At 66.3% G+C, this 25,483-nt stretch carries 27 protein-coding genes; 17 read left to right on the top strand and 10 right to left on the bottom strand.

Going from position 1 to position 25,483, the window contains the following annotated elements:
* Positions 1–3 precede the first annotated feature (3 nt).
* From ACEOAB_RS25210 to ACEOAB_RS25180, 7 genes are all read right to left on the bottom strand, one after another.
* A complete protein-coding gene (locus tag ACEOAB_RS25210; protein ID WP_413749220.1) occupies positions 4–1,287 on the bottom strand; it encodes a CpaE/TadZ family protein in 1,284 nt (427 codons plus the stop codon).
* 41 nt (positions 1,288–1,328) lie between these two features.
* Entirely contained in the window at positions 1,329–2,702 is a 1,374-nt protein-coding gene (locus tag ACEOAB_RS25205; RefSeq protein ID WP_413749219.1) for a type II and III secretion system protein family protein, read from the bottom strand.
* Between the two features lie 51 nt (positions 2,703–2,753).
* A complete protein-coding gene (cpaB, locus tag ACEOAB_RS25200) occupies positions 2,754–3,752 on the bottom strand; it encodes a Flp pilus assembly protein CpaB (RefSeq protein WP_413749218.1) in 999 nt (332 codons plus the stop codon).
* An 82-nt stretch (positions 3,753–3,834) separates the two neighbouring features.
* On the bottom strand, positions 3,835–4,338 hold the full coding sequence (locus tag ACEOAB_RS25195) for an A24 family peptidase (RefSeq protein WP_413749217.1): 504 nt from the start codon (positions 4,336–4,338) through the stop codon (positions 3,835–3,837).
* A complete protein-coding gene (locus ACEOAB_RS25190) occupies positions 4,335–4,517 on the bottom strand; it encodes a Flp family type IVb pilin (RefSeq protein ID WP_413749216.1) in 183 nt (60 codons plus the stop codon). The genes ACEOAB_RS25195 and ACEOAB_RS25190 overlap by 4 nt, the downstream gene beginning before the upstream one ends.
* Positions 4,518–4,938: 421 nt before the next feature.
* Positions 4,939–6,363, bottom strand: coding sequence for a L,D-transpeptidase family protein (locus ACEOAB_RS25185; RefSeq protein WP_413749215.1), 1,425 nt, complete (start codon positions 6,361–6,363; stop codon positions 4,939–4,941).
* A complete protein-coding gene (locus ACEOAB_RS25180; RefSeq protein ID WP_495653169.1) occupies positions 6,363–7,460 on the bottom strand; it encodes a nuclear transport factor 2 family protein in 1,098 nt (365 codons plus the stop codon). The genes ACEOAB_RS25185 and ACEOAB_RS25180 overlap by 1 nt, the downstream gene beginning before the upstream one ends.
* 127 nt (positions 7,461–7,587) lie before the next feature.
* Here ACEOAB_RS25180 and ACEOAB_RS25175 point away from each other — a divergent pair, with 127 nt between their 5' ends.
* From ACEOAB_RS25175 to ACEOAB_RS25130, 10 genes are all read left to right on the top strand, one after another.
* On the top strand, positions 7,588–8,550 hold the full coding sequence (locus ACEOAB_RS25175; RefSeq protein WP_413751144.1) for a LysR family transcriptional regulator: 963 nt from the start codon (positions 7,588–7,590) through the stop codon (positions 8,548–8,550).
* A 129-nt stretch (positions 8,551–8,679) separates the two neighbouring features.
* Positions 8,680–9,192 (top strand): cupin domain-containing protein, encoded by a 513-nt coding sequence (locus ACEOAB_RS25170; protein WP_413751142.1) that lies wholly within the window; start codon positions 8,680–8,682, stop codon positions 9,190–9,192.
* 19 nt (positions 9,193–9,211) lie between these two features.
* On the top strand, positions 9,212–10,219 hold the full coding sequence (locus ACEOAB_RS25165; RefSeq protein WP_413751141.1) for a hydroxyquinol 1,2-dioxygenase: 1,008 nt from the start codon (positions 9,212–9,214) through the stop codon (positions 10,217–10,219).
* Between the two features lie 131 nt (positions 10,220–10,350).
* Positions 10,351–11,814: an aldehyde dehydrogenase family protein gene (locus ACEOAB_RS25160; protein WP_413751127.1), complete on the top strand. Its 1,464-nt coding sequence runs from the start codon at positions 10,351–10,353 to the stop codon at positions 11,812–11,814.
* Between the two features lie 44 nt (positions 11,815–11,858).
* Positions 11,859–13,112: an ABC transporter substrate-binding protein gene (locus ACEOAB_RS25155; protein WP_413751125.1), complete on the top strand. Its 1,254-nt coding sequence runs from the start codon at positions 11,859–11,861 to the stop codon at positions 13,110–13,112.
* Positions 13,113–13,124: 12 nt separating this feature from the next.
* Positions 13,125–13,844 (top strand): ABC transporter ATP-binding protein, encoded by a 720-nt coding sequence (locus ACEOAB_RS25150; RefSeq protein ID WP_413751126.1) that lies wholly within the window; start codon positions 13,125–13,127, stop codon positions 13,842–13,844.
* Positions 13,845–13,974: 130 nt separating this feature from the next.
* Positions 13,975–14,691 carry an ABC transporter ATP-binding protein gene (locus tag ACEOAB_RS25145; RefSeq protein ID WP_413750621.1) on the top strand — a complete coding sequence of 239 codons (717 nt, stop codon included), beginning with the start codon at positions 13,975–13,977 and terminating at the stop codon, positions 14,689–14,691.
* Positions 14,684–15,547 (top strand): branched-chain amino acid ABC transporter permease, encoded by an 864-nt coding sequence (locus tag ACEOAB_RS25140; RefSeq protein ID WP_413750620.1) that lies wholly within the window; start codon positions 14,684–14,686, stop codon positions 15,545–15,547. Before ACEOAB_RS25145 ends, ACEOAB_RS25140 begins: the two co-directional genes overlap by 8 nt.
* Before the next feature lie 14 nt (positions 15,548–15,561).
* A complete protein-coding gene (locus ACEOAB_RS25135; protein WP_413333660.1) occupies positions 15,562–16,575 on the top strand; it encodes a branched-chain amino acid ABC transporter permease in 1,014 nt (337 codons plus the stop codon).
* Between the two features lie 147 nt (positions 16,576–16,722).
* A complete protein-coding gene (locus ACEOAB_RS25130; protein ID WP_413750619.1) occupies positions 16,723–17,730 on the top strand; it encodes a Bug family tripartite tricarboxylate transporter substrate binding protein in 1,008 nt (335 codons plus the stop codon).
* A gap of 129 nt (positions 17,731–17,859) precedes the next feature.
* Here the strand turns inward: ACEOAB_RS25130 and ACEOAB_RS25125 are convergent, their stop codons facing one another.
* Positions 17,860–18,645, bottom strand: a complete 786-nt coding sequence (locus ACEOAB_RS25125) for an IclR family transcriptional regulator domain-containing protein (protein WP_413750618.1) — start codon at positions 18,643–18,645, stop codon at positions 17,860–17,862.
* 129 nt (positions 18,646–18,774) lie between these two features.
* On the opposite strand from ACEOAB_RS25125, the gene ACEOAB_RS25120 reads away from it, so the two are divergent.
* The 5 genes from ACEOAB_RS25120 (at position 18,775) to ACEOAB_RS25100 (ending at position 23,456) form a co-directional block, all read left to right on the top strand.
* The gene (locus ACEOAB_RS25120) at positions 18,775–19,476 is read left to right on the top strand and encodes a 3-oxoacid CoA-transferase subunit A (protein ID WP_056520167.1); all 702 of its coding nucleotides are present in this window, start codon (positions 18,775–18,777) and stop codon (positions 19,474–19,476) included.
* Complete coding sequence (locus ACEOAB_RS25115; RefSeq protein WP_413750617.1) at positions 19,473–20,120, top strand: 3-oxoacid CoA-transferase subunit B; 648 nt, start codon at positions 19,473–19,475, stop codon at positions 20,118–20,120. Before ACEOAB_RS25120 ends, ACEOAB_RS25115 begins: the two co-directional genes overlap by 4 nt.
* A 48-nt stretch (positions 20,121–20,168) precedes the next feature.
* Positions 20,169–21,374 (top strand): 3-oxoadipyl-CoA thiolase, encoded by a 1,206-nt coding sequence (pcaF, locus tag ACEOAB_RS25110; RefSeq protein ID WP_495653168.1) that lies wholly within the window; start codon positions 20,169–20,171, stop codon positions 21,372–21,374.
* Complete coding sequence (locus ACEOAB_RS25105) at positions 21,374–22,351, top strand: Bug family tripartite tricarboxylate transporter substrate binding protein (protein WP_413748581.1); 978 nt, start codon at positions 21,374–21,376, stop codon at positions 22,349–22,351. Before pcaF ends, ACEOAB_RS25105 begins: the two co-directional genes overlap by 1 nt.
* 103 nt (positions 22,352–22,454) lie before the next feature.
* Positions 22,455–23,456, top strand: coding sequence for a Bug family tripartite tricarboxylate transporter substrate binding protein (locus ACEOAB_RS25100; protein ID WP_413748580.1), 1,002 nt, complete (start codon positions 22,455–22,457; stop codon positions 23,454–23,456).
* Positions 23,457–23,462: 6 nt separating this feature from the next.
* Here ACEOAB_RS25100 and ACEOAB_RS25095 read toward each other — a convergent pair whose 3' ends face one another.
* Positions 23,463–24,041: a DinB family protein gene (locus tag ACEOAB_RS25095; protein WP_413748579.1), complete on the bottom strand. Its 579-nt coding sequence runs from the start codon at positions 24,039–24,041 to the stop codon at positions 23,463–23,465.
* Positions 24,042–24,143: 102 nt separating this feature from the next.
* Between ACEOAB_RS25095 and ACEOAB_RS25090 the strand changes: the two genes are divergently transcribed.
* Both ACEOAB_RS25090 and ACEOAB_RS25085 read left to right on the top strand, forming a co-directional pair.
* Positions 24,144–24,845: a TetR/AcrR family transcriptional regulator gene (locus ACEOAB_RS25090; RefSeq protein ID WP_413748578.1), complete on the top strand. Its 702-nt coding sequence runs from the start codon at positions 24,144–24,146 to the stop codon at positions 24,843–24,845.
* A 12-nt stretch (positions 24,846–24,857) separates the two neighbouring features.
* Complete coding sequence (locus ACEOAB_RS25085; protein ID WP_413748577.1) at positions 24,858–25,220, top strand: hypothetical protein; 363 nt, start codon at positions 24,858–24,860, stop codon at positions 25,218–25,220.
* Positions 25,221–25,246: 26 nt separating this feature from the next.
* Here ACEOAB_RS25085 and ACEOAB_RS25080 read toward each other — a convergent pair whose 3' ends face one another.
* A complete protein-coding gene (locus tag ACEOAB_RS25080; RefSeq protein WP_056595272.1) occupies positions 25,247–25,477 on the bottom strand; it encodes a hypothetical protein in 231 nt (76 codons plus the stop codon).
* Positions 25,478–25,483: the final 6 nt, after the last annotated feature.

Genomic DNA, 25,483 nt, shown 5'->3' with positions numbered 1-25,483 from the left:
GGCTCAACCTTCGTTTGAACTCTTCCAGAGGCCGGTGATTTGCGACATCAGCGCAGTCCAGCGTGGATCCTTGGGTGGGGGTTGGCCTGTGACGGACATGTATTCCTGATGCAGGGTGCGGGCTAGGCCGCCGACGGCCTGCGCATAGGGGTCATTGCGAGCGGTGCGCACCAGCATTTCGCCGCGACAGCCGGCCGCCAGCAGTTGGGTGCCGCGGTCAGGTAGCACGTGCTGCAGCGGCAGTTCGAGGCGCTCGGCAATGTCCTTGGCCGACAGGCCCACCTGACGGTCGAACTTGTTCACGACCAGCACCAACCGCTCGGTTTCGACGTTACGTGCGCGCAGTTCCTTGAGCATGTTGGCCGTCGACACAATCGCGCCGATGCTCTGGTCGCATACGACCCAGGTGTTCTGCGCTTCGCGAACGGTCTGGGCCATGAAGTCGATGGTCGAGAAGCCGCCCAGGTCGGCGATCTGAAAGTCGAAGAAGTCGGCGAGGCGTCGGATCAGCGAGACGGAGTCGGCATGTGATATTTCACGCACCTGCGCCAGGTTCGTCGGCAGCGGCAGCACGGCTACGCCGCTGGTGTGATGTGCCAGCGCCGTGTGTAGCAGGGTTTGGTCCAGCCGCCGCAGGTTGCGCACGCCATCCACGAAGCTGAAGCTGCTTTGCGCGTTCAGGTACAGCAGGCCATCGCGCGCGGGGAGGCCCAAGTCGAGCAGTGCGACGCCATGGCGTCCGCTGCGGCCCGGCGGCCGTGCAGGCGCTTGCGCCAAGTGATCGTGCAATGTGAGGGCCAGACTCGTGGCCAGCGTGGTGACGCCCAAGCCGGCGCGCGCGCCCAGCAGGGCCAGGGTACTGCCACGCATGCCTCCCGGTAGCGAGCGCCGCTTTTCGAGGAGCGCGCGCAACGTGCTCACGGCCTCGGCGGGCGAGGCCGAGATGTCGATGAAGTCGTCTACGCCGGTGCGAAGGGCCGCAAGCATCGCTGCGGGCTGCGAAGAAACGCCGGCGGCCAGAACGGGCAAGGTCGGCCAGTCGCGCTTGAGCCGTTGGTGAAGCTCGCTGGCCGCTACGCTTTGTTCGGGCGAAAAGTCGATGAACACTGCCACCGGGCCAAGCAGCGAGATGCGCTCGTCGATCGACTTCGTGTCCTGGCTTAGAACGACGACCGAGCCTTCATGGCTCAGCGCGTCGGTCAGCCAAGTGATGTGGCCGCCGTTGGCTGACGCGAAAAGATATGTTTCGCTGCCTGTTTCCGGGAGGTTGTCGCGAGGTGCGTTCATGGTGTCGCTCTGCGCTGCGGGGTTCGCATGACTTCTATCCATCAGCGAGAGAAGCCCGGCACCGCCGTGTTGGCCGCACCGCCAAGGAAGTGCGAGCGCCACACGGCGCCGTCGCGTTGTTCGGCGCCGCCGGGGAGATAGGGCGTCAGATCAGTGTTGCGCGCAATGGGCTTGACCAGATGGGGTGTGACGAGGATCACCAGCTCCTTCTCGTTCATCTGGTACTTGTTCTGACGGAAGAAGGTGCCCAGGATCGGGAGGTCGCCGAGTAGCGGGACCTTGTCGACGTTCGAAGTCGTGGTGCGGCTGACGAGTCCGCCGATGATGAAGCTTTCTCCGTCGCCCAGTTCCACCGTGGTGTCGGCGCGTCGGGTGGTGATCGCGGGCACGGCAACGCCTCCGATGCTGAGCGAGTTGGTGTAGTCGAGATCGCTGGCTTCCGGTGCCACCTTGAGCACGATGCGGTCGTTGGACAGCACAGTAGGCGTCAAGGTCAAGCCAATGCCGAAAGGCTTGTATTCGATGCTCGTGGTACCCAACCCCTGGGGGGCGGGCACGGGCAGTTCTCCGCCGGCCAGAAAACTGGCGCTCTGGCCGGACATAGCGACCAGTGTGGGCTCCGCGAGCACACGGGCCATGCCGTTGCCTTCAAGGAAACCGACGTTCAGGCCGACGCCGGCCTTGCCGAAGTTAAACAACAGGCTGAAGGCCTGCGCCAGCGGATTGTGGTAGTCGCCGCTGATAGCGCCGTTTGAAGCGAAGGTGGTACTGCCGAGCGAAGACGGCCCGAAGACCCCGAAGCTGAACCCGTTTGAATTCGCGCGCGTGCTGAAGATGTTCAAGCCGGCTTGCTTGAGCACACTTCGGTTGAACTCCACCACCTTCACCTCGACCTGGACGGTGTTACTGCGAACATTAACGACAGAGCGGTCGATGAGTTCTGCCTTGTCGGGCGCGCTAGCCATTGCTGTATCGCGCGCCTGCTGATGCGCCGCCATGCTGTCCAGTGTTCCGGCAAGGGTGGTGCTCCGGCGCCGCACTTCAATGGCGTAGGTGGTCGCTGCCGCGCTGCCCTTTTCCCAGACCATCAACGTGGTGCGCCCTGCAGCCTTGCCAGTGATGATCAGCCGCGCCGCGGGAGAACTCGGCGCCTTGCGTGTGACCGCGACCGCCGCCACCGCTTCATCGGCGATGGCCATTCGTTCGATGCCCCTGTCGATCAGCAGTTCTTGCTGGGTACCGGCGTTGAGGATCAGCGGTCTCTGAGGCTGTGCGCGCATGGGCTGGGCGTCCGCTGCGTTGGTGGCGAGCGGCCAGGCCGCGGGGGCCAGCACGCACAGGGCGATCAGCGAGAAACGCAGCAGCGACGAAGCATCCGAAGGGTTGCTCAACGGCTTGCTTGGCGTGTAGGGCATGTGTGGCTTCTTTCCTGGATGACGGACGAGGCGACGGGTAGAGCGCCGCACTCAATAACTCATGGTTTCGCTGCGGTCGCCACGAATGACTTCGACTTGAAGACCGCCGCGGGCGATGCCTGGCTGGGGCGTCCGTGTGCCGCCGGAGGTAGCGCGTGCTTCGGTCAAGGCCGGGCGACCAGCGATGGTCTTGCCGCCGGTCACGAGATCCACTGTTGTCAAGCCTGCCTGCGCGCGGTCTAGACCTTCCAGAGGAGCCCGGCGAGGCTCGCCGGGCCGGATCGATGCAGGCTGCAATGCCGACGGGAGATCGGCGAACAGCTTGGAGTCAGGTTCCGCCATATCGTTGGGATTGCGCAGCGCCAGTATCAGTCGACCGGTCGCGTCGCCGATCGTGAGACGGTTCACGTCATCCACGGTTATGGCCAGCACCGCCGTTCGGGCCGTTTCGCTCCGCTGGCCTTGCTGTTGCTGCTTGTCCGCTGTGTTTGAAGGAAGTCCGTCGACGGATGCAGAGCCGAAGGCGAGTACACGTTTGCGGGAGAGAAGCAAGCGAGCCTGGCTGCGGTCTACATCCTTGCCGTCCGACTTCAGCGTGATGAACACGTCGACGAAATCGCCGGGCTGAATCTTGTTGCCGACGCCCATGATTTCGTCCGCCTTGATGGCGACCGCGCGCTCGCCTTCTCCTACGCGGAGGGCGAGGCCTGAAACCAGTTGGTTCTCCATCACGGGCGAGCCCTCGGAAAGATCGAGGACCGGGACGCGGCCGGCGGCCGTTGCCACGTCCTGGAAGGCTCCAGTCGGATTGACGGTGAGGCGCTCGACGCGCAGGGCGTCGGCGGGAATGGTCTGACCTGCAGGCAGTGGTTTGGCTGCGACCACCACGGGATGGGTAAGCGCCTGCTGGCTCTGGGGCTGATTGGATGCCGGTGCCGTCGTCACCGCAGTCCTCGGCGGCGCCTGTCGACCGAGCATCCAAGCATAGCCACCCAGCGCGATGGCCAGAAGAACCAGGATGGCGGCGACGATTTTGGTGAGATTGATCATGGGCGGCGAACTGAAGATGGAAGGCAAGCGTTCATGGAGAAAGAGATGAAGGGCCTGCGAGACGGAGCAGAGTTAGTTGTGGCTAACTCTGTCGGCCCCAAACCATCCACGCCGCGGTGGCCAAGGCGAGGTAGGCCGCGTACGGAATGGAGCGAACCCGGCCAGAGGGTGCGCCGGATTCGGGCGCGCGCGACGGGCCGGCAAGCATCAAAGCGAGTCGCGGAAAAAAGGGCCAGCGCTTGAGGACGAACCAGAGAACGCTGTGGGCGCCGGCGATCAAACTGGCGACGATCCAAATCGACGCCAAAGCTGGCAAACCGACCCACAGCCCCAGGGCGCTGGCGAACTTCACGTCGCCCGCTCCCATGAGGCCGGTGGCGTAGAACAGCAAGAGAACACCAAACCCTGCTCCTGCGCCGAGAAGTGCAGCACGCCAATCGCCTCCAAGAGGCCCCGCTCCCAACGCCAGGGCTGTGAGTGCAAGGGCGGCCCCTGCGAGCACAAGCCAGTTAGGAACGCGGCGCATCCGGAAGTCATGAACGACAACAAGAATCAGCCACAAGAGAAAAGCGATGTTCAAACTCAAAGGGTGCTGGGAAGCTTGCCGGCAATAGCTGCAAACATGTTTGTAAGTGCGAGGCCAATCCCGGTGGTCTTGCTAAATGCGGCTACCAGAACGATAGCCATCAACCCCGCAATAATTCCGTATTCAATTGCGGTAGCACCTTCTTCATCGCGCAGAAAACGAGCAATAGATCCAAGCATGATTTCCCTTTCCAGGAGTGTTAACAAAGACTTGCAGGTCAATGTTATACAGCGTAACTCTGTGTATCAACAGGGAAGTAGCTAGTACTTTTGTCTAGTGGGTACTGAGCGAAAGAGATAAAGCAGGATGGCGGCCAGCCTCCTGCCGGCCGGAATCAGAAACGGCCTGCCCAACCGATTGACAGTTTGGAAACGAATATTTCCCTCTGTACGACACATGTCACCTCCCATAAAGATGGGATGTGTCGTTACGTCGCTGGGAACGCGCGAATGGGAAACGTTACGGGAACAAATGCGTTACGTGTTACGTAGCGCAGGCCCCCAACGGGCCAGATGTAACATCGAAAAAAGGCCTATCTCGTGAGCAAAAAGTCACGAGATTGCGAGGTTGCCTCGCCGCCGGGAGGGCTTCAACCGGGCCTCAGCCCAGGATTTCTTCGTGAAACAGCTTCCAGTCGGTACCCTGGCGTAACCAGTACTGGCGCCGGGAGCGTCCACTCTTTTCGCCTTCGAACACTTCGCCGAAGGTAACAATCATGGTGTCGTCACCGTCCCGCCAGTGGAGGTAAGACATGTCCTTGAGCTGCACGCGCTTGCCCTGCGCGTATTTCACTTCTTCGTCGACAGCCGAAATTCCTTCGGTGGATTTCTTGCTGCTGCGCTGGAAATCGGGCAAATAGAATTTCTTCAATTGCGCTTCATTTCCATTGGCTCGCGCATCTTTCCAGCCATTGATTGCGCCGGTAATCGATTGCGACTCTTTTTCCGCCTGCGGCTGCGAAATCCATTGCAAGCTGCGCGCGGTCACCACCGGGGTGGCGCCAATCTGCACTTTCCGCAAAAGCTGCTTCAGGTCGGGATTGGCCATGACCACGCAGCCGTCGCTCGCCAGCGGCGCCCGGGCGAACTGCTGGGGCGGGGTGCCGTGCAGCCAGATGCCGCCGCCGGTCTTGCCGCGCCGCAGGTCGTATGGGTTGGGGTAGTTGATGGGAAGAGCGCCCGCGCCGTAGAAGTCTTTCAGCGACTTCGGATCGAGGCTGCTGGTGATGTAGTACACGCCCAGCGGAGTGCGCGCATCGCCTTCGGTGGTCTTGTCGGTGCCCGACTTGCCGACCGAGATGTAGTAGTCGGCCGTGAGCTTCAGGCCCTTGTCGGAGTTCTCGAACAGGTACAGCCGCGAGCGCGAGGCGTCGACGGCAATGGCATAGCGGCTGCGGGTGGAGAGCGCCAGGAACTGCGACGGCACGGTGTTGGCCGGCGGCCGTTCGCGCAGGGCCTGCAGGCGGCGCTTCGATTCCTCGTGCAGCTCGGCCATGGCCGGGTTGCCGCGCATCTTCGCGATGCTGGCGGTGTCGGGCAGCGCGTTCGACGGGGGCACCTGCGCCGCGAGCAGGTCGCCGTAGACGAGCTGCGCGAGCTGGAAGTTCGGGTAGTCGCGCACCAGGTCGCGGGCCTTGGCCAGCGCGGGGCGGGCCTGGCCGCGGCCGAACATTTCGTAGACCGCGATCAGGCGTGCCTCGGCGTTGCCGGCTTCCTGGATGGGGGCCGCGTTGGAGGCGGGCTTTCGTGCGGGCCTTGCCGTTGTTGCGCCAGCCGTTCGGGTCTCTGCGGCAACCGCGCCTTTCCTGCTCTTGGGCTGGGCCTTGGCGGAGCGGCTGCCTGCGTGGCTGCCCATTGCGGCCTTGGCCTTGGCGCTGCTGCCTGTCTTGGTGTTGTTCGATGCCAGTGCCGCACCGGGCGCCACGAGCATCAGCGCGGAAGCGGTCGTCAGGGCTGCGAGCAGCTGTCCGCTGCGCAGGCGGAACGGGGGATTCTGAAGCCGGCCGTGCCGGACGATGTCTGCCACTAGCCGCCGACGCTTTCCTTGCGAATTTGCCAATGATTGCCTGAGCGCTGCATGTCCAGCGTCTTGCGGCTCGTGACGTTGAGGTTGTCCGCGCGATAGATCTGGCGGAACTTGGCGGTCGCGGTCTGTCCGTCGACCTTGATCGCGAGGTTCTCGATGTTCACGCTGATGCTCGACTTGCCGACGATGCGGGCGCGGCGGTCTTCTTCCCAGCTCTTGCGGCTCTGGCCGCCTGCGGGCGCGAAGTCGGGGCCGTAGGCCGCGAGGTAGCGCTCCATGTCCTGGCCGGCCCAGGCCGAAGCCCAGGCGCGCACGGCCGATTCGACTTCGGCATTGGACGCGGTGCTGGCCGCAGGCGCCGGTGCGGGCGCTGGCGCCGGCGTTGCCTCGGGCGCCTTGGGCGCGGCGGCCACCGGTGCAGGGGCGGCCGCGACCTTGGCCGGCGGCGGCGCGGCAGGGGCTGGCGCGGGAGCAGGCGCCTTGGCCACGGGTGCCGGTGCCGGCGCTGGCGCCGCCGAAGCGACCACGGCCGTCGGCTTGCCACCCACCGGCGTCGGCGTGAAGAGGGTGCGGATCACCGCCAGCTTGGGCTGCACGGCGGTGTTGTTCTGGTCGAGCTGCAGGGCCTTGCTGTAGGCCTGGCTCGCCAGCCGCGCATACACGTCACCGAGGTTTTCCTGGGCGGTGGCGTAGCTGGGGTTGGTGCGGATCGCGCTTTCGAGCGCGCTGCGCGCCTTGTCGAACTGGTTCTGGCTCGCGTAGATCACCGCGAGGTTGTTGTACGGCTCGGGCAGCTCGGGCGCATCTTGCGTGAGCTGCGTGAAGGCGGAGATGGCCTCTGCGCGCTTGCCGGTGTCGAGCTGGATCACGCCCTTGAGGAAGCGCATCTGCGGGTCGCGCGGCTTGTCCTTGAGGAAGGCGTCGGCCTTTGTCATGGCCTCGTCGAGCTTGCCGGCCTGCATGAGCTTGTCGACTTCCTCGTGCTCGATGGCGGCCAGTGCCGGCAGCACGGCGCCGCAGGTTGCCGCGGCCAGGAACAGGGCGCGAACGGCGGGAGAGAAGCTGAAACGGGCGCGTGGCCGGGGGCTCTTGGGCATTGCGGACAAGACCTCGTAGGGGGTGGGAGATGCGGCAGGCATTGTAAGTGGTGGTTAACCTTCAGACACAGTGATGACGGTCTTTCGAGCTGGCCGCAACACCGGGCTCGCGCAGTACAGTGCGGCCGTGGACCGTCTCCAAAGTATTGAAACCTTCGTTCGCGTCGCGCAGACCCAGAGCTTCGCGGAAGCCGCTCGGCAACTGCGCGTGGCCAACTCGGTCGTCACCACGCGGGTCAAGCAGCTGGAAGAGTTCCTGGGCGCGCCGCTGTTCCACCGCAGCACGCGCGTGGTGCGGCTCAGCGACATGGGCCAGGCTTTTCTGCGCGACTGCACGGAGCTGGTCGTGCGTGCCGAGAGCATCGTCGACCAGATGCGCGAAGCGCGCGGCACGCCCTCGGGCACGCTGCGCGTGCATGCGCTGACGGGCATGGTGCTGGGCCGCTTTGCCTCGCTGCTGCGCGAGTTCCAGACGACCTATCCCGACATCCACCTCGAACTGATCGTGAGCGATGCGGTGGCCGACCCGGTGAAAGCCGGCGTCGACTGCGCGCTGCAGATTTTTCCCGCGGCCTCGCAGGAGCTGGTGTCGCGGCCGCTGTTTCCGGTGCGGCGGGTGCTTTGCGCCACGCCGGCGTACCTCGAGGCGCACGGCATACCCGCCACGCCGCGCGAGCTGCATCGCCACAAGCTGGGCTTGTATTCGGGCTACCCCACGCGCGACCGCTGGACTTTTCACCACCAGGGCGAGCAGACCACCATCTACCTGAACGCCGCGCTGCTGACCAACAGCGTGCATCTGCTGCGCGAATACGCACTGGAGCATGCGGGCATCGTCTGCCTGCCGACGCTGGTGGCGGGCGATGCCATTGCGCGCGGCGAGCTGTGCGTGGTGCTGGCCGAACACCAGCTGTCGTCGTTTTCGCTCAGCGCGGTGTATGCGGGCACCTCGCGCAATGCGCTGAAACTGCGCCTGTTCATCGAGCACATCGCCACCCGCTTCACACGCGTGCCGCCATGGGACGCGGCGCTGATCGAGCGCGGGCTCATCCCGGCGGAACTCATCGAGTTCAGCCGGACCAGCGGCTAGGGCTGGTGCCCGAACGGGGGTAAACCCCAGCGATTATTCGGAAGCGCCGAATAATCCTCTTCCAAACTGATCCCTACCGGCGGCGCCGGTTGACTCCTAGAGTTCGCTCATCACAGGAGACACCCCGCCATGACCGCAACCGCCTACCAAACCCGCTTCGGGTCGCTCAAGCACTTCGAGAAGGGCCACGTCGAACCGATTGACGACGACGTGCGCCACTACGCGTTTTCCAACTGCTTCGAGATCGCGAGCATCAGCAAACCTTACGAGAAGGTCGTGTTCGGCCAGAACCAGATCTACGTGCTGGAGACGCTGCGCGCCGAAGGCACCTCGCCCTGGTACACCTGCGCGCACGACGAGTTCGCGCTCGTGATGGACGGCGATGTCGAAGTGCACCTGGTGCAGCTCGATGCCGCGCAGACGGTGGCCGACAAGGACAAGAACGGCGCCGTGCTGGTCAAGGGCGAACCGCAGGGCAGGAAGATGGGCTGGATGAAGCTCTCTCGCGGCCACCAGGGCCTGCTGCCGAAGAACACCGCCTACCAGTTCCGCAGTGCCGGCGAGCCGGGCGTGATCGTGCTGCAGAGCTGCAAGGGCGATCTCTCGGTGGAGAAGTGGGCCGACATCTGCCAAACCCATTGAACAGGACAGGAGCCACACCATGAACGCACCCGCAGAACTCGCCAAGGTGATCGCGTCGCAGCCCGACGCCACACTGGGCTACAAGGACTTCTCGCTCGGCAGCTTCAGCTTTCACCGCGACGAATACTTCGTGCACATCGGCTGGAAGACCCGCGACGGCCGCCCGATGAGCCACACCATGGACGCCGGCAGCTACCTGCGCGCGCTGATGCGCGACGTGGCCTGGGGCTTCTTCTACGGCTGGGTCAACTTCGACGACGTGTTCGGCACCGTCAACCACTACGAGTCGGTCGACCTGTACGCCGGCAGCTTCAACGGCACGATGAAGGACGCGGGCATCGACCTGCTCGAGAACTTCCCCACGGCGCAGATCCGCGCCACCTTCGAGGCCATGCTCGACGACTGGACCAACGAGGCTTTCGACCCGTTCGCAGCGCCGCAGGAAACCGGCTCGCCCTACGGCCGCAAGAAGGGCAACAACACCGCCAAGATCACGAGGGCGCGCGAACTGGCCAAGCGCTGCGTGGGCCTGAAGGGCGACCTCGACCTGCGCAGCGACGAACGCGGCGCACCGGTCAACCGCGCCTTTGCCGACGTGCCGCAGGGCCAGCCCGAGCTGCACCCCGAGCCCGGCTTCGAGAACGAGGTGCATGCCTTCAATCTCTTCGGCTTCCTGAGCCGTTCGCAGGTTACGTGGAACCCGAGCTTCACCTCGGTGGTGAAGCACAGCTACATGTGCCCGACGACCGAGGAGCACATTCTGCCGATCATCCATGGCAACGACCGCGTCGAGTGGTTCTTCCAGATGACCGACGAGATCCACTGGGACTGCGGCGACAAGAACACCGGCAGGCCGATGGCCCGCGTGATCATGAAGGCCGGCGATATGGCGGCCATGCCTGCGTACTGCCGGCACCAGGGCTTCAGCCCGAAGCGCTCGATGTTGCTGGTTTGGGAGAACGGGTCGCCGAGCCTGGTGTACGAGATCCAGAAGGGCGAGTCGCCCGAGATTCCGGTGCAGTTCTGATGCATTACTCCCTCCCCCTCTGGGGGAGGGCAGGGGTGGGGGCTCTCCGAGCCCGCGCCCTCTTCGAAGAAGCCCCCACCCCAACCCTCCCCCAGCGGGGGAGGGAGAGGAAACCCATGCCTGCCTCCATCATCCGCCACCAGCTCTTCATCGACGGCCGCTTCGTCGACGCCGAGTCCGGCGAGACCCTCGCCACGCTCAACCCGCACGACAACACGCCCATCGCCAACGTCGCGCTCGCCGGCAAGGCCGACGTCGACAAAGCGGTTGCGGCTGCGAAGCGCGCGTTCCCCAAATGGAGTCGCATGGCCGCCGCAGACCGCGGCCGCATCCTGCTGAAACTCGCCGACCTCATCGAGGCCAACGGCGAGGAACTCGCGCGCCTCGAATCGCTCGACACCGGTCACCCGATCCGCGATTCGCGCCGGCTCGACGTGCCGCGCACCGCCGCATGCTTCCGATACTTCGGCGGCATGGCCGACAAGTTCCAGGGCGAGACCATTCCGGTCGAAGAGGGCTTCCTCAACTACACGCTGCGCGAGCCGGTCGGCATCGTCGGCCAGGTGGTGCCGTGGAACTTCCCGCTGATGTTCACGAGCTGGAAGATGGCGCCCGCGCTCGCGGCCGGCAACTGCGTCGTGATGAAGCCGGCGGAGATCACGCCACTCAGTTCGCTGCGCATCGCCGAGCTGATGGCCGAGGCGGGCCTGCCGCCCGGCGTGGTCAACATGCTGCCGGGCCTGGGCAGCGTGGCGGGCCAGTACATCGCCGAACATCCGGAGATCGCGAAGATCGCCTTCACCGGCAGCACCGCCACGGGCCGGCGCATCGTGCAGGCCAGCGCGGGCAACCTGAAGAAGGTGCAGCTCGAACTCGGCGGCAAGGGGCCCAACATCGTGTTCGAGGACGCGAACCTGCAGGCCGCCGTCAATGGCAGCGCCTGGGCCATCTTCCACAACCAGGGGCAGGCCTGCATTGCGGGCTCGCGGCTGATGCTGCACGAGAAGATCGCCGATGCCTTCCTGGAGCAGTTCATTCCGCTCGCCAGGTCCATCCGCCTCGGCAACCCGTTGGACGACGCGACGGAGATGGGGCCGCTCACCAGTGCACAGCATCGCGAGCGCGTGCTGAGCTATGTCGATGTGGCGCAAGGCGAGGGCGGTGAACTGCTCGCGGGCGGCAAATCGCCCGGCGGCGATCTCGCGAAGGGCTGCTACGTCGAGCCGACCGTGATGCGTGCGAAGTCGTACAGGGACCGCGTCGCGCAGGAAGAAGTCTTCGGCCCCTTCGTCACAGTGCTCACCTTCAAGAACGACGAAGAGGCGATGCAGATCGCCAACGGCACCGACTACGGCCTGGGCAGTGGCCTGTGGACCAACAACCTGCAGCGCGCCCACAAGGTGGCGCGCGACCTGCACGCCGGCATGGTCTGGATCAACAGCTACAAGCGCGTGAATCCCGGCTCGCCCTTCGGCGGCGTGGGCCAGAGCGGCTACGGCCGCGAGATGGGGTTCGACGCGATGCGCGAATACACGCAGGTCAAGAGCGTGTGGGTGAACGTCGACGCGCAGATACCGCCGCACTTCGTGCGCTGACCCCGGTCGTTGCGGCAACACAAACACAAGAGACGGAGACAACCATGGCATTCAATCGCAGACAGTTCACACAGGCCACGGCCGCACTGGTCGCCTCGGGCGCAAGCCCGTTGGTGTTCGCGGCCGACACGCTGAAGATCGGCTATGTCTCGCCGCAGACCGGCCCGCTCGCACCTTTCGGCGAGGCCGACAAATGGGTCATCGACCAGATGAAGACCGCCTTCAAGGACGGCATCACGGTCGGCGGCAAGAAGTACGCGGTGCAGATCGTGCTGAAGGACAGCCAGTCGAACCCCAACCGTGCGGGCGAGGTGGCGAACGACCTGATCCTGAAGGACAAGGTGGCGCTGGTGCTCACCGCCGGCACGCCCGAAACCGCCAACCCGGTGAGCGATGCCTGCGAACTCAACGAGGTGCCCTGCATTTCCAGCGTGGTGCCGTGGCAGCCGTGGTTCTTCGGCCGCAAGGGCGATCCGGCCAAGGGCTTCAACTGGACGTACCACATGTTCTGGGGGCTGGAGGACGTCATCGCCAACTTCACCAACGGCTGGAAGACACTCGCCACCAACAAGAAGGTCGGCGGCCTGTTCCCGAACGACGGCGACGGCAACGCATGGGGCGACAAGGAGCTCGGGTTTCCGAAGCCGCTTGCGGCAACGGGCTTCGCGCTCACCGACCCCGGCCGCTTCCAGAACGGCACGCAGGATTTCAGCGCGCAGATCGCGGCCTTCAAGAAGGAGGGTGTCGAGATCGTCACCGGCGTGGTGATTCCACCCGACGCCAAGACCTTCCTCACGCAGGCGCGGCAACAGGGCTTCAAGCCGAAGGTCATCACGCTGGGCAAGGCGCTGCTGTTCCCCGGCGCGATCGAGGCGTTGGGCGACCTGGGCGACGGCCTCTCGACCGAGGTGTGGTGGAGCCCCTCGCATCCGTTCACGTCGAGCCTTACGCAGCAGAGCGCGAAGTCGCTGGCCGATGCCTACGAGGCCGGCACGAAGAAGCAGTGGACGCAGCCCATCGGCTTCGCGCACGCGCTGTTCGAGGTGGCGACGAATGCGCTCGGGCGGGCGAAGTCGCTGAAGGCTGCCGACGTGCGCGACGCGGTTGCGTCGACGTCGATCAACTCGGTGGTCGGTCCGGTGAAGTGGGGCGGGCAGGGGCCGTTCAGGAACGTCAGCAAGACGCCGCTGGTGCTCGGCCAGTGGGGCAAGGGCAGCAAGTACAAGGTGGAGCTGACCATCGTGAACAACGAGGCGGCGACGAACATTCCCACCGGCGGCAAGCTGCGGCTGCTCTGAAGAGCGAATGCAATGACGCTGCTGGCACTGCATGCCGTGAGCAAGTCCTACGGCGCGCTCAAGGTCACCGACGACATCACGCTGTCGGTAACCGAGGGCGAGACGCTGGGCATTCTCGGGCCCAACGGCGCGGGCAAGACCACGCTGTTCAATCTGATCTCGGGCGACGTACGTGTCGACGCGGGGCGCGTGGAGTACGCGGGTCGCGACGTGACACGGCTGAAGCCGCACCAGCGCTGCCATGCGGGCATCGGCCGCAGCTACCAGGTGCCGCAGCCCTTCGGCAACATGAGCGTGTTCGAGAACCTGGTGACCGCCGCCTGCTTCGGTGGGCAGCAGACGGAGCGCGAAGCGTGGCACACCGCACACGAGGTGCTGGATCAGACGGGCCTGATGGCGCATGCGAACAAGCAGGCGGGTGGGCTGACGCTGCTCGACCGCAAGCGGCTGGAACTGGCGCGCGCGCTGGCGACGCGGCCGCGGCTGCTGCTGCTCGACGAGATCGCGGGCGGGATGACGGAGCCCGAGGCCGCGGTGCTGGTCGGCGAGCTCAAGCGCATCAAGGCGCGCGGCGTGACGATGATCTGGATCGAGCATGTGGTGCATGCGCTGCTGTCGCTGGCGGACCGGTTGTTCGTCATCAACTTCGGGCAGAAGCTGGCGGAAGGCGAGCCGCGCGCGGTGATGAACGACCCGGAGGTGCGGCGGGTGTACATGGGGATGGAAGCATGAGCGCGCGGCGCCTTCGAATTGCTCCTTCCCCCTCTGGGGGAAGGTTGGGATGGGGGCACGACAGCGCTACCACTCCAACGCCGCTTGCCCCCACCCCAACCCTCCCCCAGAGGGGGAGGGAGCAAAGACCATGACAGCCCTGCTCGACACCCACGCACTCAAGGCCTTCTACGGCGACGCCCAGGCCCTCTTCGGCATCGACTTCTCGCTGACCCAGGGCGAGCTCGTCGCCATCATCGGCGCCAACGGCGCCGGCAAGTCGACCTTCCTCAAGAGCCTGACGGGCCTCGTGCGTGCGCCCGGTGAGGCGATCCGCTTCAAGGGCGAGCCCATCGGCGGCCTCCCTCCCGGCGACATCGTGCGCCGCGGCCTTGCCATGGTCCCCGAAGGCCGCAGGCTGTTTCCCAGCCTCAGCGTCGAGGAGAACCTGCTCATGGGCGCTACCGCCGCGCGCAAGGGACCGTGGAACCTGCAGCGCTTGTACGCCCTGTTCCCCATCCTCGCCGAAAAGCGCCACCAGCCGGGCACCTCGCTGTCGGGTGGCCAGCAGCAGATGGTCGCGCTCGGCCGCGCGCTCATGAGCAACCCCGAGGTGCTGCTGTGCGACGAGCTCTCGCTCGGGCTCGCGCCCATCGTCATCCGCGAGATCTACGCCGCCATGCCGGCCATCACCGCGGAAGGCATGACCGTCGTGATCGTCGAGCAGGACGTGACCATGGCGCGGCAGGTCTCGCGGCGCATCTACTGCTTCCAGGAAGGTCGCGTGTCGCTCGAAGGCAACTCCGCCGACCTCACGCGCGAGCAGATCTCGCAGGCCTACTTCGGCATGGAGGCTGCCCATGCTTGAGACCCTCGTTCAGGGTGTGCTGCTCGGCGGCCTCTACACGCTCTTCGCGCTGGGCCAGTCGCTGATGTTCGGCGTGATGCGGCTCACCAACACGGCGCAGGGCGACTTCATCATCCTCGGCGCGTTCGCGGTCATCGCGGGCGTGTCGTTGACGGGAGATGTGGCGCCGTGGCTGGTCGCGCTCGCGGTGCTGCCGGTGGCCTTCGGCTTCGGCTACGCGCTGCAGCGCTACGTGCTCAACGGCACGCTGGGGAAGGACCCGCTGCCTTCACTGGTCGTCACCTTCGGTTTGTCGATCGTCATCCAGAACCTGCTGCTCGAACTGTTCTCGGCCGATCCGCGCGCCATTGAGACCGGCGGGCTCAATACGCAGGGCATTGCGCTGGGCGATGCAATGTCGCTGGGCGTGCTGCCGCTGATCGTGCTGGCCATCGCGGTCGCTGCGACGGGGTCGCTGCAGTGGCTGTTCGCGCGCACGGCGCTGGGGCGGTCGTTCCGTGCCGTGTCCGACGACCGCGAGATCGCGGAGCTCATGGGGCTCAATGCGAAGAAGGTCTATGCGCTGGCAACGGCGATTGCCTTCGTGCTCATCGCCATCGCAGGTGCGCTGCAGGGCATGCGCACCACGGTTTCTCCTTCGGACGGCCCGCTGCTGCTGCTCTTCGCATTCGAGGCCGTGATCATCGGCGGCATGGGCTCCTTCTGGGGCACGCTGGCGGGCGCGATGATCCTCGGCGTCACGCAGCAGATCGGCTTCCGGCTCGATCCGGGCTGGGGCATCTGGTTCGGGCACATCGTGTTCCTGATCGTGCTGGTGCTGCGGCCGCAAGGCCTTTTCCCCAAGACACGTGGATGAAGCAGATGACGAACATGCCCCCACCCCTCATTGCCGTCGAGCGCGCCACCGCCGCGAGCCGAGCCGCACTCTTCGCCGGCATCGCCCTCGTGCTCGTCGCCGCCAGCCTGCCGTGGTGGGGCGAGTCGAGCTGGATGCGCGAGTTCGTCGAGATCGCCTGCTACTTCATCTTCGCGATGATGTGGAACCTGCTCGCGGGCTACGGCGGCATGGTGAGCATCGGGCAGCAGGCCTTCTTCGGTTTCGGCGGCTACGTGATGCTGATGCTCGGCAACTTCGCGGGCGTCAATCCTTTCGTGGCGATACCGCTGGGGGCGCTGGCGGCGGGGCTTGTGGCGATACCGGTGTCCTTCGTCGCGTTCCGGCTTTCGGGCGGCTACTTCGCCATCGGCACCTGGGTCATCGCGGAGGTGTTCCGGTTGAGCTTCGCCAACGTGTCGGCAGTGGGCGGCGGCTCGGGCACCACGCTGACCGCGCTGCGCGGCATCGACAAGGCGACACGCGAAAGCACCACCTACTGGATGGCGCTGGCCTGCGTGGTTGCGGCGGTCGCGCTGGTGTATCTGTTCCTGCGCAGCAAGCGCGGGCTGGCGCTGCTGGCGATCCGCGACAACGAAGTGGCGGCCGAGTCGCAGGGCATTCCGGTCGCGCGCATGAAGCTCGCGGTGTACGTGGTCGCGGCCTTCGGCGCGGGCCTCGCGGGGGCGCTGTACTTCGTGGGCAACCTGCGCATCAGCCCCGATGCCGCCTTCAGCGTCAACTGGACCGCCTTCGCCATCTTCATGGTGGTGATCGGCGGCATCGGCCGCATCGAAGGGCCGCTGGTGGGAGCGCTCATCTTCTGGGCGCTCAACAAGTTCCTGAGCGACTACGGCACGTGGTATCTGCTCGGACTCGGCCTGATGGCCATTCTCGTCACTCTGTTCTTCAAGCAGGGACTCTGGGGCTACGCGCAGCAGCGCTGGGGCTGGTCGCTGTTTCCCACGCAGCGCAAGTTGCTGCACGCGCCCGGCAAGCCCGCGCGATAGACGCCATCCGATGTGAAAACCCCAGCGGCGGGTCCGTTGGGACTTGCGCAACACAGCCCGGTCCTGTAACGTGTTGTAAGTGCGATGGTCAGCTGGCGTTCAGCCGGCGTTCCGCATTTCCTGGTTTTCACTCTCTCTGGAGTCACCTTGACAATCACCAAACGCCGCTTGCTCGAAGGCGGCGCGGCAGCCGTTGCCGCCTCGCTCTTCGCGAAAGCTTCGTGGGCCCAACGCACCGCTCCCGCCGGCGAAGCCGCCTGGCCGACCAAGCCCGTGCACATCCTCGTGGGCTTTCCCGCCGGCGCCTCGCCCGACCTCGCGGCCCGTGCCATCGCCGAACCCCTGTCGAAGATCCTGCGCCAGCCGGTGGTGGTCGAGAACAAGCCCGGCGCCAGCGGCAACACCGTGGCCGACCTGGTGGCCAAGGCCACCGACGACCACACCGTCGGCGCGCTGATCAACGGCAACCTCACCATCGCGAAGCTGCTCAATCCGTCGCTGCCTTTCGACCCCGAGAAAGACTTCGCGCCGATCGGCCTCATCGGCACCGCGCCGCTGGTGCTCGTGGTGTCGGGCAGCGCCTCGGGCAAGACCGCGGCCGAACAACTGCTGTGGGTGCGCAACCTCGGCACCAGCGCCAGGTACGGCACGCCGGGCGTGGGCACGGTGGGCCACCTGGGTATGGAGCTGCTGAAGAGCCGCGCCGCCATCACGGCGCAGCACAAGCCCTACACCGGCAATCCGCAGGTCATTGCGGGCCTGCTGGCCAACGAGATCCAGCTGGCGCTGCTGCCGCCGGGCCTGGCCTTGCCGCACATCAAGTCGGGCAAGGTGAAGGCCATCGGCGTGACCTCGCCCGAGCGCAGTCCGCTGGCCGGCGAACTGCCCAGCATCCGCGACGCCGACGTGCGCGGCGCCGACCTCGAGATCTGGACCGCGCTGGCCGCGCCCGCCGGCATGAAGCCCGCGGCCGTCACCAAGCTCAACGCGGCGCTGGTCGAGGTGATCAGTTCGCCCGATGTGAGCCAGGCCTTGCTCAAGACCGGCTGGCAGGCGCAGCCCGGTTCGCCCGACACACTGGCCAAGCGCATGCGCGCCGACACCACGCGCCTGGGCGGCGTGATCATCATGAAGGGCATTCACTCCGAGGGCTGAACTCGCCCCCAGGCTTCGCGCACTTCGTGTCGCTTCTCCTACCCCCTACCGGGGGCAAGCAACACCAGCGGCCCGGCGAAGCCGGTTCCGCGGTGTTCCTGGAAAGGGCCAACGGCTGCGTGCGGTTGCCTAAAGAAGCTGCGAGACTTTCTTCGCGGCATCGACCAGGGCCGGCAGCATCGTCTCCTGCATCACCTTCGCGCTGGTGCGGTTCGCCTGCCCGCTGATGTTGAGCGCGGCCACCATGCGGCCGTGCCGGTCGACGATAGGGGCGGCCACCGAGATCAGGCCTTCTTCCAGTTCCTGGTTCACCAGGCACCACTGCTGCTTGCGCGCCTGCGCCACCTTGGCCATGAGCACGTCGATGTCGGTCACCGTGTGCTTGGTCAGCGCCTGGATGTCGGAGGCTTCGAGCCGTGCGCGCACCTCGTCGTCTTCCAGGTCGGCCAGCAGCAGCCGGCCCAGCGACGTGCAGTAGGCCGGCAGGCGCGAGCCCACGCCCAGGCTGATGCGCATGATCTTCTGCGTGGGCACGCGCAGCACGTAGATGATGTCCGTCGCATCGAGCACGGCGGCCGAGCATGACTCCTGCACCTGCTGCACCAGCGCTTCCATCACCGGCTCGGCGCGGTTCCAGATCGGCATCGACGACAGGTACGCGAAGCCGAGGTCGAGGATGCGCGGCGTGAGCGTGAAGAGCTTGCCGTCCGTCACCACATAGCCCAGCGTCTGCAGCGTGAGCAGGATGCGCCGCGCGCCCGCGCGCGTGAGCCCGCTGCCGGCCGCCACCTCGCTGAGCGTCTGGTGCGGCGCTTTCGCGCTGAACGAACGGATCACCTGCAGCCCCCGCGCAAAAGACTGGACGTAGCTGTCGCCGGGCGCGGGTGTGTCGGTTTGTGCGGGGTGGGTTGCCATGGTGGTCGATCCTCTTTAGAATTCATTATACGAACAAATGTTCTTTAGACGAACAAATCGGCGGTTCGCAGAATCGATCGGCGTGTTCAGGTGGTTCGGTTTCTTTCCTCACTCCCGGAGACAAGCTTCATGATCAACAAGATCGCGCGCTCGGTCGCCGATGCCCTGGCAGGCATCCAAGACGGCGCCACGGTTCTCATCGGCGGTTTCGGCACCGCCGGCATTCCCAACGAACTCATCGAGGGCCTCGTCGAACAGGGCGCCAAGGACCTCACCGTCGTCAACAACAACGCCGGCAACGGCGAGACCGGCCTCGCGGCGCTGCTCAAGGCCGGACGCGTGCGCAAGATCATCTGCAGCTTCCCGCGCCAGGCCGACAGCCAGGTGTTCGACGGGCTCTACCGCAGCGGCAAGCTCGAACTCGAGCTCGTGCCCCAGGGCAACCTTGCCGAGCGCATCCGCGCCGCGGGCGCCGGCATCGGCGCCTTCTTCTGCCCCACCGGCTACGGCACGCAACTCGCCGGCAACCGCGAAACCCGCGAGATCGACGGCGTGCAGTACGTGCTCGAGTACCCCATACACGGCGACGTGGCGCTCATCAAGGCCGAGCGCGGCGACCGCTGGGGCAACCTGGTCTACCGCAAGGCCGCGCGCAACTTCGGCCCGGTGATGGCCATGGCCTCGACGAAGACTATCGCCACCGTGCACGACATCGCCGAACTCGGCACCCTCGACCCGGAGACCATCGTGACCCCGGGCATCTTCGTGCACCAGGTGGTGCGCATCGAACGCGTGGCCACGCAGGCCGGCGGCTTCAAGAAGGCAGCATGACCATGAGCTACACACGTCGCACCAAGGACCAGCTCGCAGCGCGAGTGGCACAAGACATCTTCGACGGCGCCGTCGTCAACCTCGGCATCGGCCAGCCCACGCTGGTGGCCAACCACCTGCCCGAGGGCCGCGAGGTCATCCTGCAGAGCGAGAACGGCATCCTCGGCATGGGCCCCGCGCCCGAGGCCGGCGAGGAAGACTACGACCTCATCAACGCCGGCAAGCAGCCCGTCACGCTGCTGCCGGGCGGCTCGTTCTTCCACCACTCCGACAGCTTCGCGATGATGCGCGGCGGCCACCTCGACATCTGCGTGCTCGGCGCGTTCCAGGTGTCGGCCACCGGCGACCTCGCCAACTGGCACACCGGCGAGAAAGACGCCATTCCCGCGGTGGGTGGCGCGATGGACCTGGCTATCGGCGCCAAGCAGACCTGGGTCATGATGGACCTGCTCACGAAGCAGGGCGCGAGCAAGCTGGTGAAGGAGTGCACCTATCCGCTGACCGGCATCGGCTGCGTCAAGCGCGTGTACTCCGACCTGGCCACGCTCGAATGCACGCCCGAGGGCCTGAAGCTCGTCGACCTGGTCGATGGCCTGAGCCGCGAGGAACTCGAGAAGCTCGTGGGTTTGCCGATCGCCGCGTAAGGCGGACTTCCGGTACCCGAATCAACATCCTTCCAAAAGAGACAGACCATGACCAACCAAGCCTTCATCTGCGACGCAGTCCGCACCCCCTTCGGCCGCTACGGCGGCTCGCTCAGCAGCGTGCGTGCCGACGACCTCGGCGCCGTGCCCCTGCGCGCGCTGATGGAACGCAACAAGAACGTCGACTGGCAAGCCGTGAGCGACGTGCTCTACGGTTGCGCCAACCAGGCTGGCGAAGACAACCGCAACGTTGCGCGCATGTCGGCGCTGCTCGCGGGCCTGCCGCTCGAAATCGGCGGCGGCACCATCAACCGCCTGTGCGGCTCGGGCCTCGATGCCGTGGGCACGGCGGCACGCGCCATCCGCGCCGGTGAAGCCGGCCTGATGATCGCCGGTGGCGTCGAAAGCATGAGCCGCGCGCCCTTCGTCATGCCCAAGGCCGAGAGCGCCTTCAGCCGCAACAACGCGGTGTACGACACCACCATCGGCTGGCGCTTCGTCAACAAGCTCATGAAGGCGCAGTACGGCGTCGACTCCATGCCCGAGACGGCCGAGAACGTGGCCACCGATTACAAGATCGAGCGCGAGGCGCAGGACCTGATGGCGCTGAACTCGCAGCTGCGCGCTGTGGCCTCGCAGAAATCGGGCTTCTTCGACGCCGAAATCGTGCCCGTGACCGTGCCGCAGAAGAAGGGCGACGCGATCATCGTCAACAAGGACGAGCATCCGCGCGAGACCAGCCTCGAATCGCTCGCCAAGCTCAAGGGTGTGGTGCGCCCCGACGGCACCGTCACCGCCGGCAACGCCAGCGGCGTGAACGACGGCGCCTGCGCGCTGCTGCTGGCCGACGAAGCCAGTGCCGCCAAGCACGGCCTCACGCCGCGCGCCCGCGTGGTCGGCATGGCCACTGCCGGCGTTGCGCCGCGCGTCATGGGCATCGGCCCCGCGCCGGCCACGCAGAAGGTGCTGGCGCTGACCGGCCTCACGCTCGACCAGATCGACGTCATCGAACTCAACGAAGCTTTTGCTGCACAAGGCCTTGCCGTGCTGCGCCTGCTGGGCCTGAAGGACGACGACGCGCGCGTCAACATCAACGGCGGTGCGATCGCGCTGGGCCATCCGCTCGGCGCCAGCGGTGCGCGCCTGGCCACCACTGCGGTCAACCAGCTGCACAAGGGCGGCGGCCGCTATGCGCTGTGCACGATGTGCATCGGCGTGGGGCAGGGCATTGCGGTGATTCTCGAACGCGTCTGATGGGTCTCGCTCGACGCGAGCTGCTGCTGGGGCTGCTGGCAGCAGCGGGCCAGCCCGCGCATGCGCAGCAGGCCGCCGGCAAGCCGATCCGCATCGTCGTGCCTTTCGCGGCCGGCGGCGGCAACGACGTGTTCGCACGCCAGATGGCCAAGGGCCTGGGCGAGGTGCGCAAGTCGGGCGTCATCGTCGACAACAAGCCCGGCGCGGGCGGCAACCTCGGCACCGAGCAGGTGGCGCGCAGCACGCCCGACGGCAGCACGCTGCTGCTGGGCCACACGGGCACCGTGTCGATCAACCCGGCGCTGTACAAGGGCCTGAAGTTCGACGCCCGCAAGGACCTGCTGCCCGTGGCCATGTTCGCGTCGTCCGCGCTCGTGCTCGTGGTGCCCGCGTCCTCGAAGGTGCGCACCGTGGGCGACCTCGTCGACGAGGCGAAGGCGCGTGCCGGCCTGCTCGACTACGCATCGAGCGGCAGCGGCACTGGCGGCCACCTCACCGGCGAACTCTTCGCGCAGCGCACTGGCACGAAGATCAATCACATCCCCTACAAGGGCACCAACCCCGCGCTCACCGACCTCGCGGGCGGCCAGGTGCAGATGATGTTCAGCGTCATCCCGCCTGCGCTCGCGCTGGTCAAGGGCGGGCGGTTGCGCGCCATTGCCGTCACCAGCGCCCAGCGCCTGCCGTCGCTGCCCGACGTGCCCACCGTGGCCGAGTCGGGCCTGCGCGAACTCGCGGGTTTCGAGAGCACGCTCACCTACGGCATCCTCGCGCCGCGCGGCACGCCCGACGCGTTCGTGAAGACACTGTCGGCGCAGATGCTGCAGGTGGCGGGGGAGAAGGAATTCCAGTCGCGGCTGGATGTGGAAGGTGCCGTGCCCTTGCTGGGCGGGCCTCCCGACTATGCAGCGCTCATTTCGCGGGAGAGCGAGAAGTGGGCGCGGATCGTCAAGAGTTCGGGCGCGGTGGCGGAGTAGCCGCGAAAGCCGACAGGGAATTGCCGGAAGAGGTGCCCTAGCGCACATCGGGCAGGCCCGGAGAGTTTTAAAACCAAGAGAACCGAAACAAGAGGATCAGAGAATGAAGAAGACAAACGCAACACGCCGCAACGTCGCCCTGGCCGCACTCGCGCTGGCCACGGCCGCGCTGGTGCCCACCACCGCATCGGCGCAGCAACCCGCCTTTCCGACCAAGCCCGTGCGCATCATCACGCCGTTCCCGGTCGGCGGTGGCCCCGACGGTGTGGCTCGCCTCGTGGCCGACAAGCTCTCGCGCGCCTGGGGCCAGCCGGTGGTGGTCGAGAACCGCCCGGGCGGCAACGGCTTCATCGCCATCGATGCCTTCAAGCGCGGCGCCAAGGACGGCCACGACATCATCGTGCTCGACAACGTGCACCTGGCCGCGTACCCGGCGCTGTTCAAGAAGCTGCCCTACGACGCGTCCAAGGACTTCGATGCACTGCTGCCGCTGTTCAAGACCTACTTCTTCTTCACCGTCGCCACCAACAGCAAGTACAAGAAGGTGGGTGACCTGATCGCCGACGCGAAGGCCAACCCCGGCAAGCTCGACTACGGCTCTTGGTCGGTGGGCAACCCGGTGCACCTGGGCTCGGAGCTGTTCGAGTCGGCCACCGGCACGCAGATGGAGCACGTGATCTACAAGGAGACCACGCAGCTGTACACGTCGGTCGCCACCGGCGAGCTGGCCTTTGCATTGGGCAGCAGCGCCACCGCCGGCCCGTTGCAGCGCGCCAACAAGCTGCGCTTCCTGGCAGCCGCCGCGCCCCAGCGCGTGGCCGCCTTCCCCGACGTGCCGACCGTGGGCGAGTCGGGCGGCCCGAAGGGCTTCGAGGTGATCGGCTGGAACGCCATCGCCGTGCCGAAGGGCCTGCCCGCCTCGGTGACCGACAAGATCAAGCGCGACATCGAGAAGGGCCTGGCCGAACCCGACGTGCTGGAGAAGTTCAAGAGCTTCGGCTACGAGCCCTTCCCGACCACGCGCCCGCAGTTCGACCAGTTTGTGGCGACCGAGACCAAGCGCTTCACGGACGTGATCCGCAAGGCGAACGTGTCGCTGGACTGATCGCGCTCAGCGCAGCATCCGCAACGAACTAGGCACCCGCGAGGGTGCCTTTTCTTTTGGGGCGTGTCGTGCGTTCAGGTGTGCCGTCCGGCGCGCGGGCTCGGCCTGGTGCAGATAGCCGGTGAAGGTATCGGGCGGCGACGATCCCGTGAGCCGGGTCATGATCTGGCCGACCTCGCCCCGGTGATAGCCGCCATGGGCCACCACGTGGCCCAGCATCTCCTCGCGCGACATGCGGCCCGGGCTGCCGTCGGTGAATGTGAACTCGATGCTTTCCGCAAGCTCCTCTGGACTCAGGCGCGCGACGTAGTCGACGTACCAGCGGTCCGTTTCCCTGACCGATTCGGCCAGCGCTTCCAGGGCTGGCGGCTCGCGCGAGCCTGTCGCCGTGTATGCGTGCGCCTTGCGCTGGAGATTCGCAACGAAGATGCGGTCGACGATGCAGGCGTGGTTGAACACGCGCATCGCGCAGCGGTACTCGTCGGCCGGGCCCTTCGCGGCCAGGTCTGCGAGACCTGCCAGGAGCCCTTCGTCGGCCCAGGCCTTGTACCGGAACAGCGAAGCCAGAAGCGTCTGCGTACTCATCACAATCTCCCCTTGAACGGTTGAATGCACGCGTTGCGTGCGGTCCTATTCTTGAATGGAGCCTCGAACTTGGGTACTCGCATTCCCCCACAGCGCCGGACCATGCGCAAAGCACCGCGCCAGCAGCGTTCGCGCGTCACGGTGGACGCGATCGTCGAGGCCGCGACTCGCGTTCTGGCGCGCCGCGGATGGGACCGGTTCACCACCAACGAGATCGCGGCGGTGGCCGGTGTCAGCGTCGGCTCGCTCTATCAGTACTTCCCGGACAAGCTGGCCATCGCCGAGGCGATCCGGCAGCGCCACCTCGACGAAGTGCTCGTGGCGCTGTCCGGCGCCGACGATGAAGGCGAGCAAGAGGGCGATGCAGTGGCCATGCTGCCGCGCCGGGTGGAGCGCTTCGTCGATGGCGTCATCGCAGCCCACTCGGTCGACCAGGCGCTGCACCGCGTGCTGATGGGCGAGGTGCCGCTCGCCGCGCGTTCGAGCTACCCCGAGTTCGAGGCGCAATACCAGCGGCGCTACCGGGCCCTTGTCGCCGAAAGCCAGGGACCGGGAGAAAGCGCCGATACCGAGGTCGCGGCCCGCATGCTCTCGTCCGCGGTCGAAGGGGCGGTTCATGCAGCAGCACGGCGTGGTGACCTGGAGACTCCCGCGATGAAGACCGAACTCGTCAGGCTGGTTCTCGCCTACCTGAGCGACCGCCAGTGCGCGGGCCGAGGCTCCATCGGCATGCGGGTTGCCGGTGTGGACACAGCCTCGGACCCTGACCACAATGCCCCGGCCCCGCGCCTTCGCGGGTGTTGAAAGGTCGTCGCTATGAAAAATATGCTTGTGCCGGTTTGCCTGGCCCTGGCTCAGATGATGGTCGTGCAGGTGGCGTCCGCCCAGTCTTCCGGCGAAGCCGACCCGGCGCAGGGCAAGGCGCGGCCCACGGCGCCCACCACCAAGGCGGAACGCGCCGAGGCCCGCAAGGAACGCCGCGCGGACGGCGCCGCCGCCGCACGCGGACCGCAGATGCAGGAAGGCGAGGTCCGCCCGACGACCGCGCCGAAGATGTCGAGGGAAGAGCGCCGCGCCGCGGCGGCCAAGCGTCGCGCGGCGAACCGCGAAGCGATGAAGGCGGGTCAGCTCTCGCGCGGCGGCAGCAACGACGCGCCGGAAAAGCAGAAGAAGCCCTGAAGCTGAGCGGGTGCCTGGCCGGGCCGTCAGGCCCAGGCCTTGGCCGAGCGCCGCTGCAGAAGCGCCAGCATCCGCGCCTCCTCCGCGTCCCGCAGGCTCTTGGCGGCGCGCCTGGCGGAGTACGACACGTAGAGCGTGTCGATCGCCTTCTCCCAGCATTGGGCCGTCTGGTGGATGCAGTCGGCACTCCCCGGCTCGGCCGGCACGGCGTATCCGGCCTTGCGGAGGATGTTGGCTTTGTGTTGGGTGCTGAGCATGTGGGC

It is taken from the genome of Variovorax sp. Varisp53, assembly GCF_059491555.1.
The sequence above is the reverse complement of the archived record's forward strand: the minus strand, read 5'-3'. Positions and strand labels throughout refer to the sequence as shown.

Excerpts from the sequence above, each read along its gene's own strand:
- ACEOAB_RS25205 (WP_413749219.1), bottom strand. The coding sequence starts at position 2,702 with ATGCCCTACACGCCAAGCAAGCCGTTGAGCAACCCTTCGGATGCTTCG.
- ACEOAB_RS25170 (WP_413751142.1), top strand. The coding sequence starts at position 8,680 with ATGACCGCAACCGCCTACCAAACCCGCTTCGGGTCGCTCAAGCACTTC.
- ACEOAB_RS25135 (WP_413333660.1), top strand. The coding sequence starts at position 15,562 with ATGCCCCCACCCCTCATTGCCGTCGAGCGCGCCACCGCCGCGAGCCGA.
- ACEOAB_RS25155 (WP_413751125.1), top strand. The coding sequence starts at position 11,859 with ATGGCATTCAATCGCAGACAGTTCACACAGGCCACGGCCGCACTGGTC.
- ACEOAB_RS25085 (WP_413748577.1), top strand. The coding sequence starts at position 24,858 with ATGAAAAATATGCTTGTGCCGGTTTGCCTGGCCCTGGCTCAGATGATG.
- ACEOAB_RS25090 (WP_413748578.1), top strand. The coding sequence starts at position 24,144 with ATGCGCAAAGCACCGCGCCAGCAGCGTTCGCGCGTCACGGTGGACGCG.
- ACEOAB_RS25115 (WP_413750617.1), top strand. The coding sequence starts at position 19,473 with ATGACCATGAGCTACACACGTCGCACCAAGGACCAGCTCGCAGCGCGA.
- pcaF (WP_495653168.1), top strand. The coding sequence starts at position 20,169 with ATGACCAACCAAGCCTTCATCTGCGACGCAGTCCGCACCCCCTTCGGC.
- ACEOAB_RS25180 (WP_495653169.1), bottom strand. The coding sequence starts at position 7,460 with ATGCCCAAGAGCCCCCGGCCACGCGCCCGTTTCAGCTTCTCTCCCGCC.
- ACEOAB_RS25125 (WP_413750618.1), bottom strand. The coding sequence starts at position 18,645 with ATGGCAACCCACCCCGCACAAACCGACACACCCGCGCCCGGCGACAGC.
- ACEOAB_RS25120 (WP_056520167.1), top strand. The coding sequence starts at position 18,775 with ATGATCAACAAGATCGCGCGCTCGGTCGCCGATGCCCTGGCAGGCATC.
- ACEOAB_RS25145 (WP_413750621.1), top strand. The coding sequence starts at position 13,975 with ATGACAGCCCTGCTCGACACCCACGCACTCAAGGCCTTCTACGGCGAC.
- ACEOAB_RS25100 (WP_413748580.1), top strand. The coding sequence starts at position 22,455 with ATGAAGAAGACAAACGCAACACGCCGCAACGTCGCCCTGGCCGCACTC.
- ACEOAB_RS25095 (WP_413748579.1), bottom strand. The coding sequence starts at position 24,041 with ATGAGTACGCAGACGCTTCTGGCTTCGCTGTTCCGGTACAAGGCCTGG.
- ACEOAB_RS25165 (WP_413751141.1), top strand. The coding sequence starts at position 9,212 with ATGAACGCACCCGCAGAACTCGCCAAGGTGATCGCGTCGCAGCCCGAC.
- ACEOAB_RS25105 (WP_413748581.1), top strand. The coding sequence starts at position 21,374 with ATGGGTCTCGCTCGACGCGAGCTGCTGCTGGGGCTGCTGGCAGCAGCG.
- ACEOAB_RS25150 (WP_413751126.1), top strand. The coding sequence starts at position 13,125 with ATGACGCTGCTGGCACTGCATGCCGTGAGCAAGTCCTACGGCGCGCTC.
- ACEOAB_RS25190 (WP_413749216.1), bottom strand. The coding sequence starts at position 4,517 with ATGCTTGGATCTATTGCTCGTTTTCTGCGCGATGAAGAAGGTGCTACC.
- ACEOAB_RS25210 (WP_413749220.1), bottom strand. The coding sequence starts at position 1,287 with ATGAACGCACCTCGCGACAACCTCCCGGAAACAGGCAGCGAAACATAT.
- cpaB (WP_413749218.1), bottom strand. The coding sequence starts at position 3,752 with ATGATCAATCTCACCAAAATCGTCGCCGCCATCCTGGTTCTTCTGGCC.
- ACEOAB_RS25080 (WP_056595272.1), bottom strand. The coding sequence starts at position 25,477 with ATGCTCAGCACCCAACACAAAGCCAACATCCTCCGCAAGGCCGGATAC.
- ACEOAB_RS25140 (WP_413750620.1), top strand. The coding sequence starts at position 14,684 with ATGCTTGAGACCCTCGTTCAGGGTGTGCTGCTCGGCGGCCTCTACACG.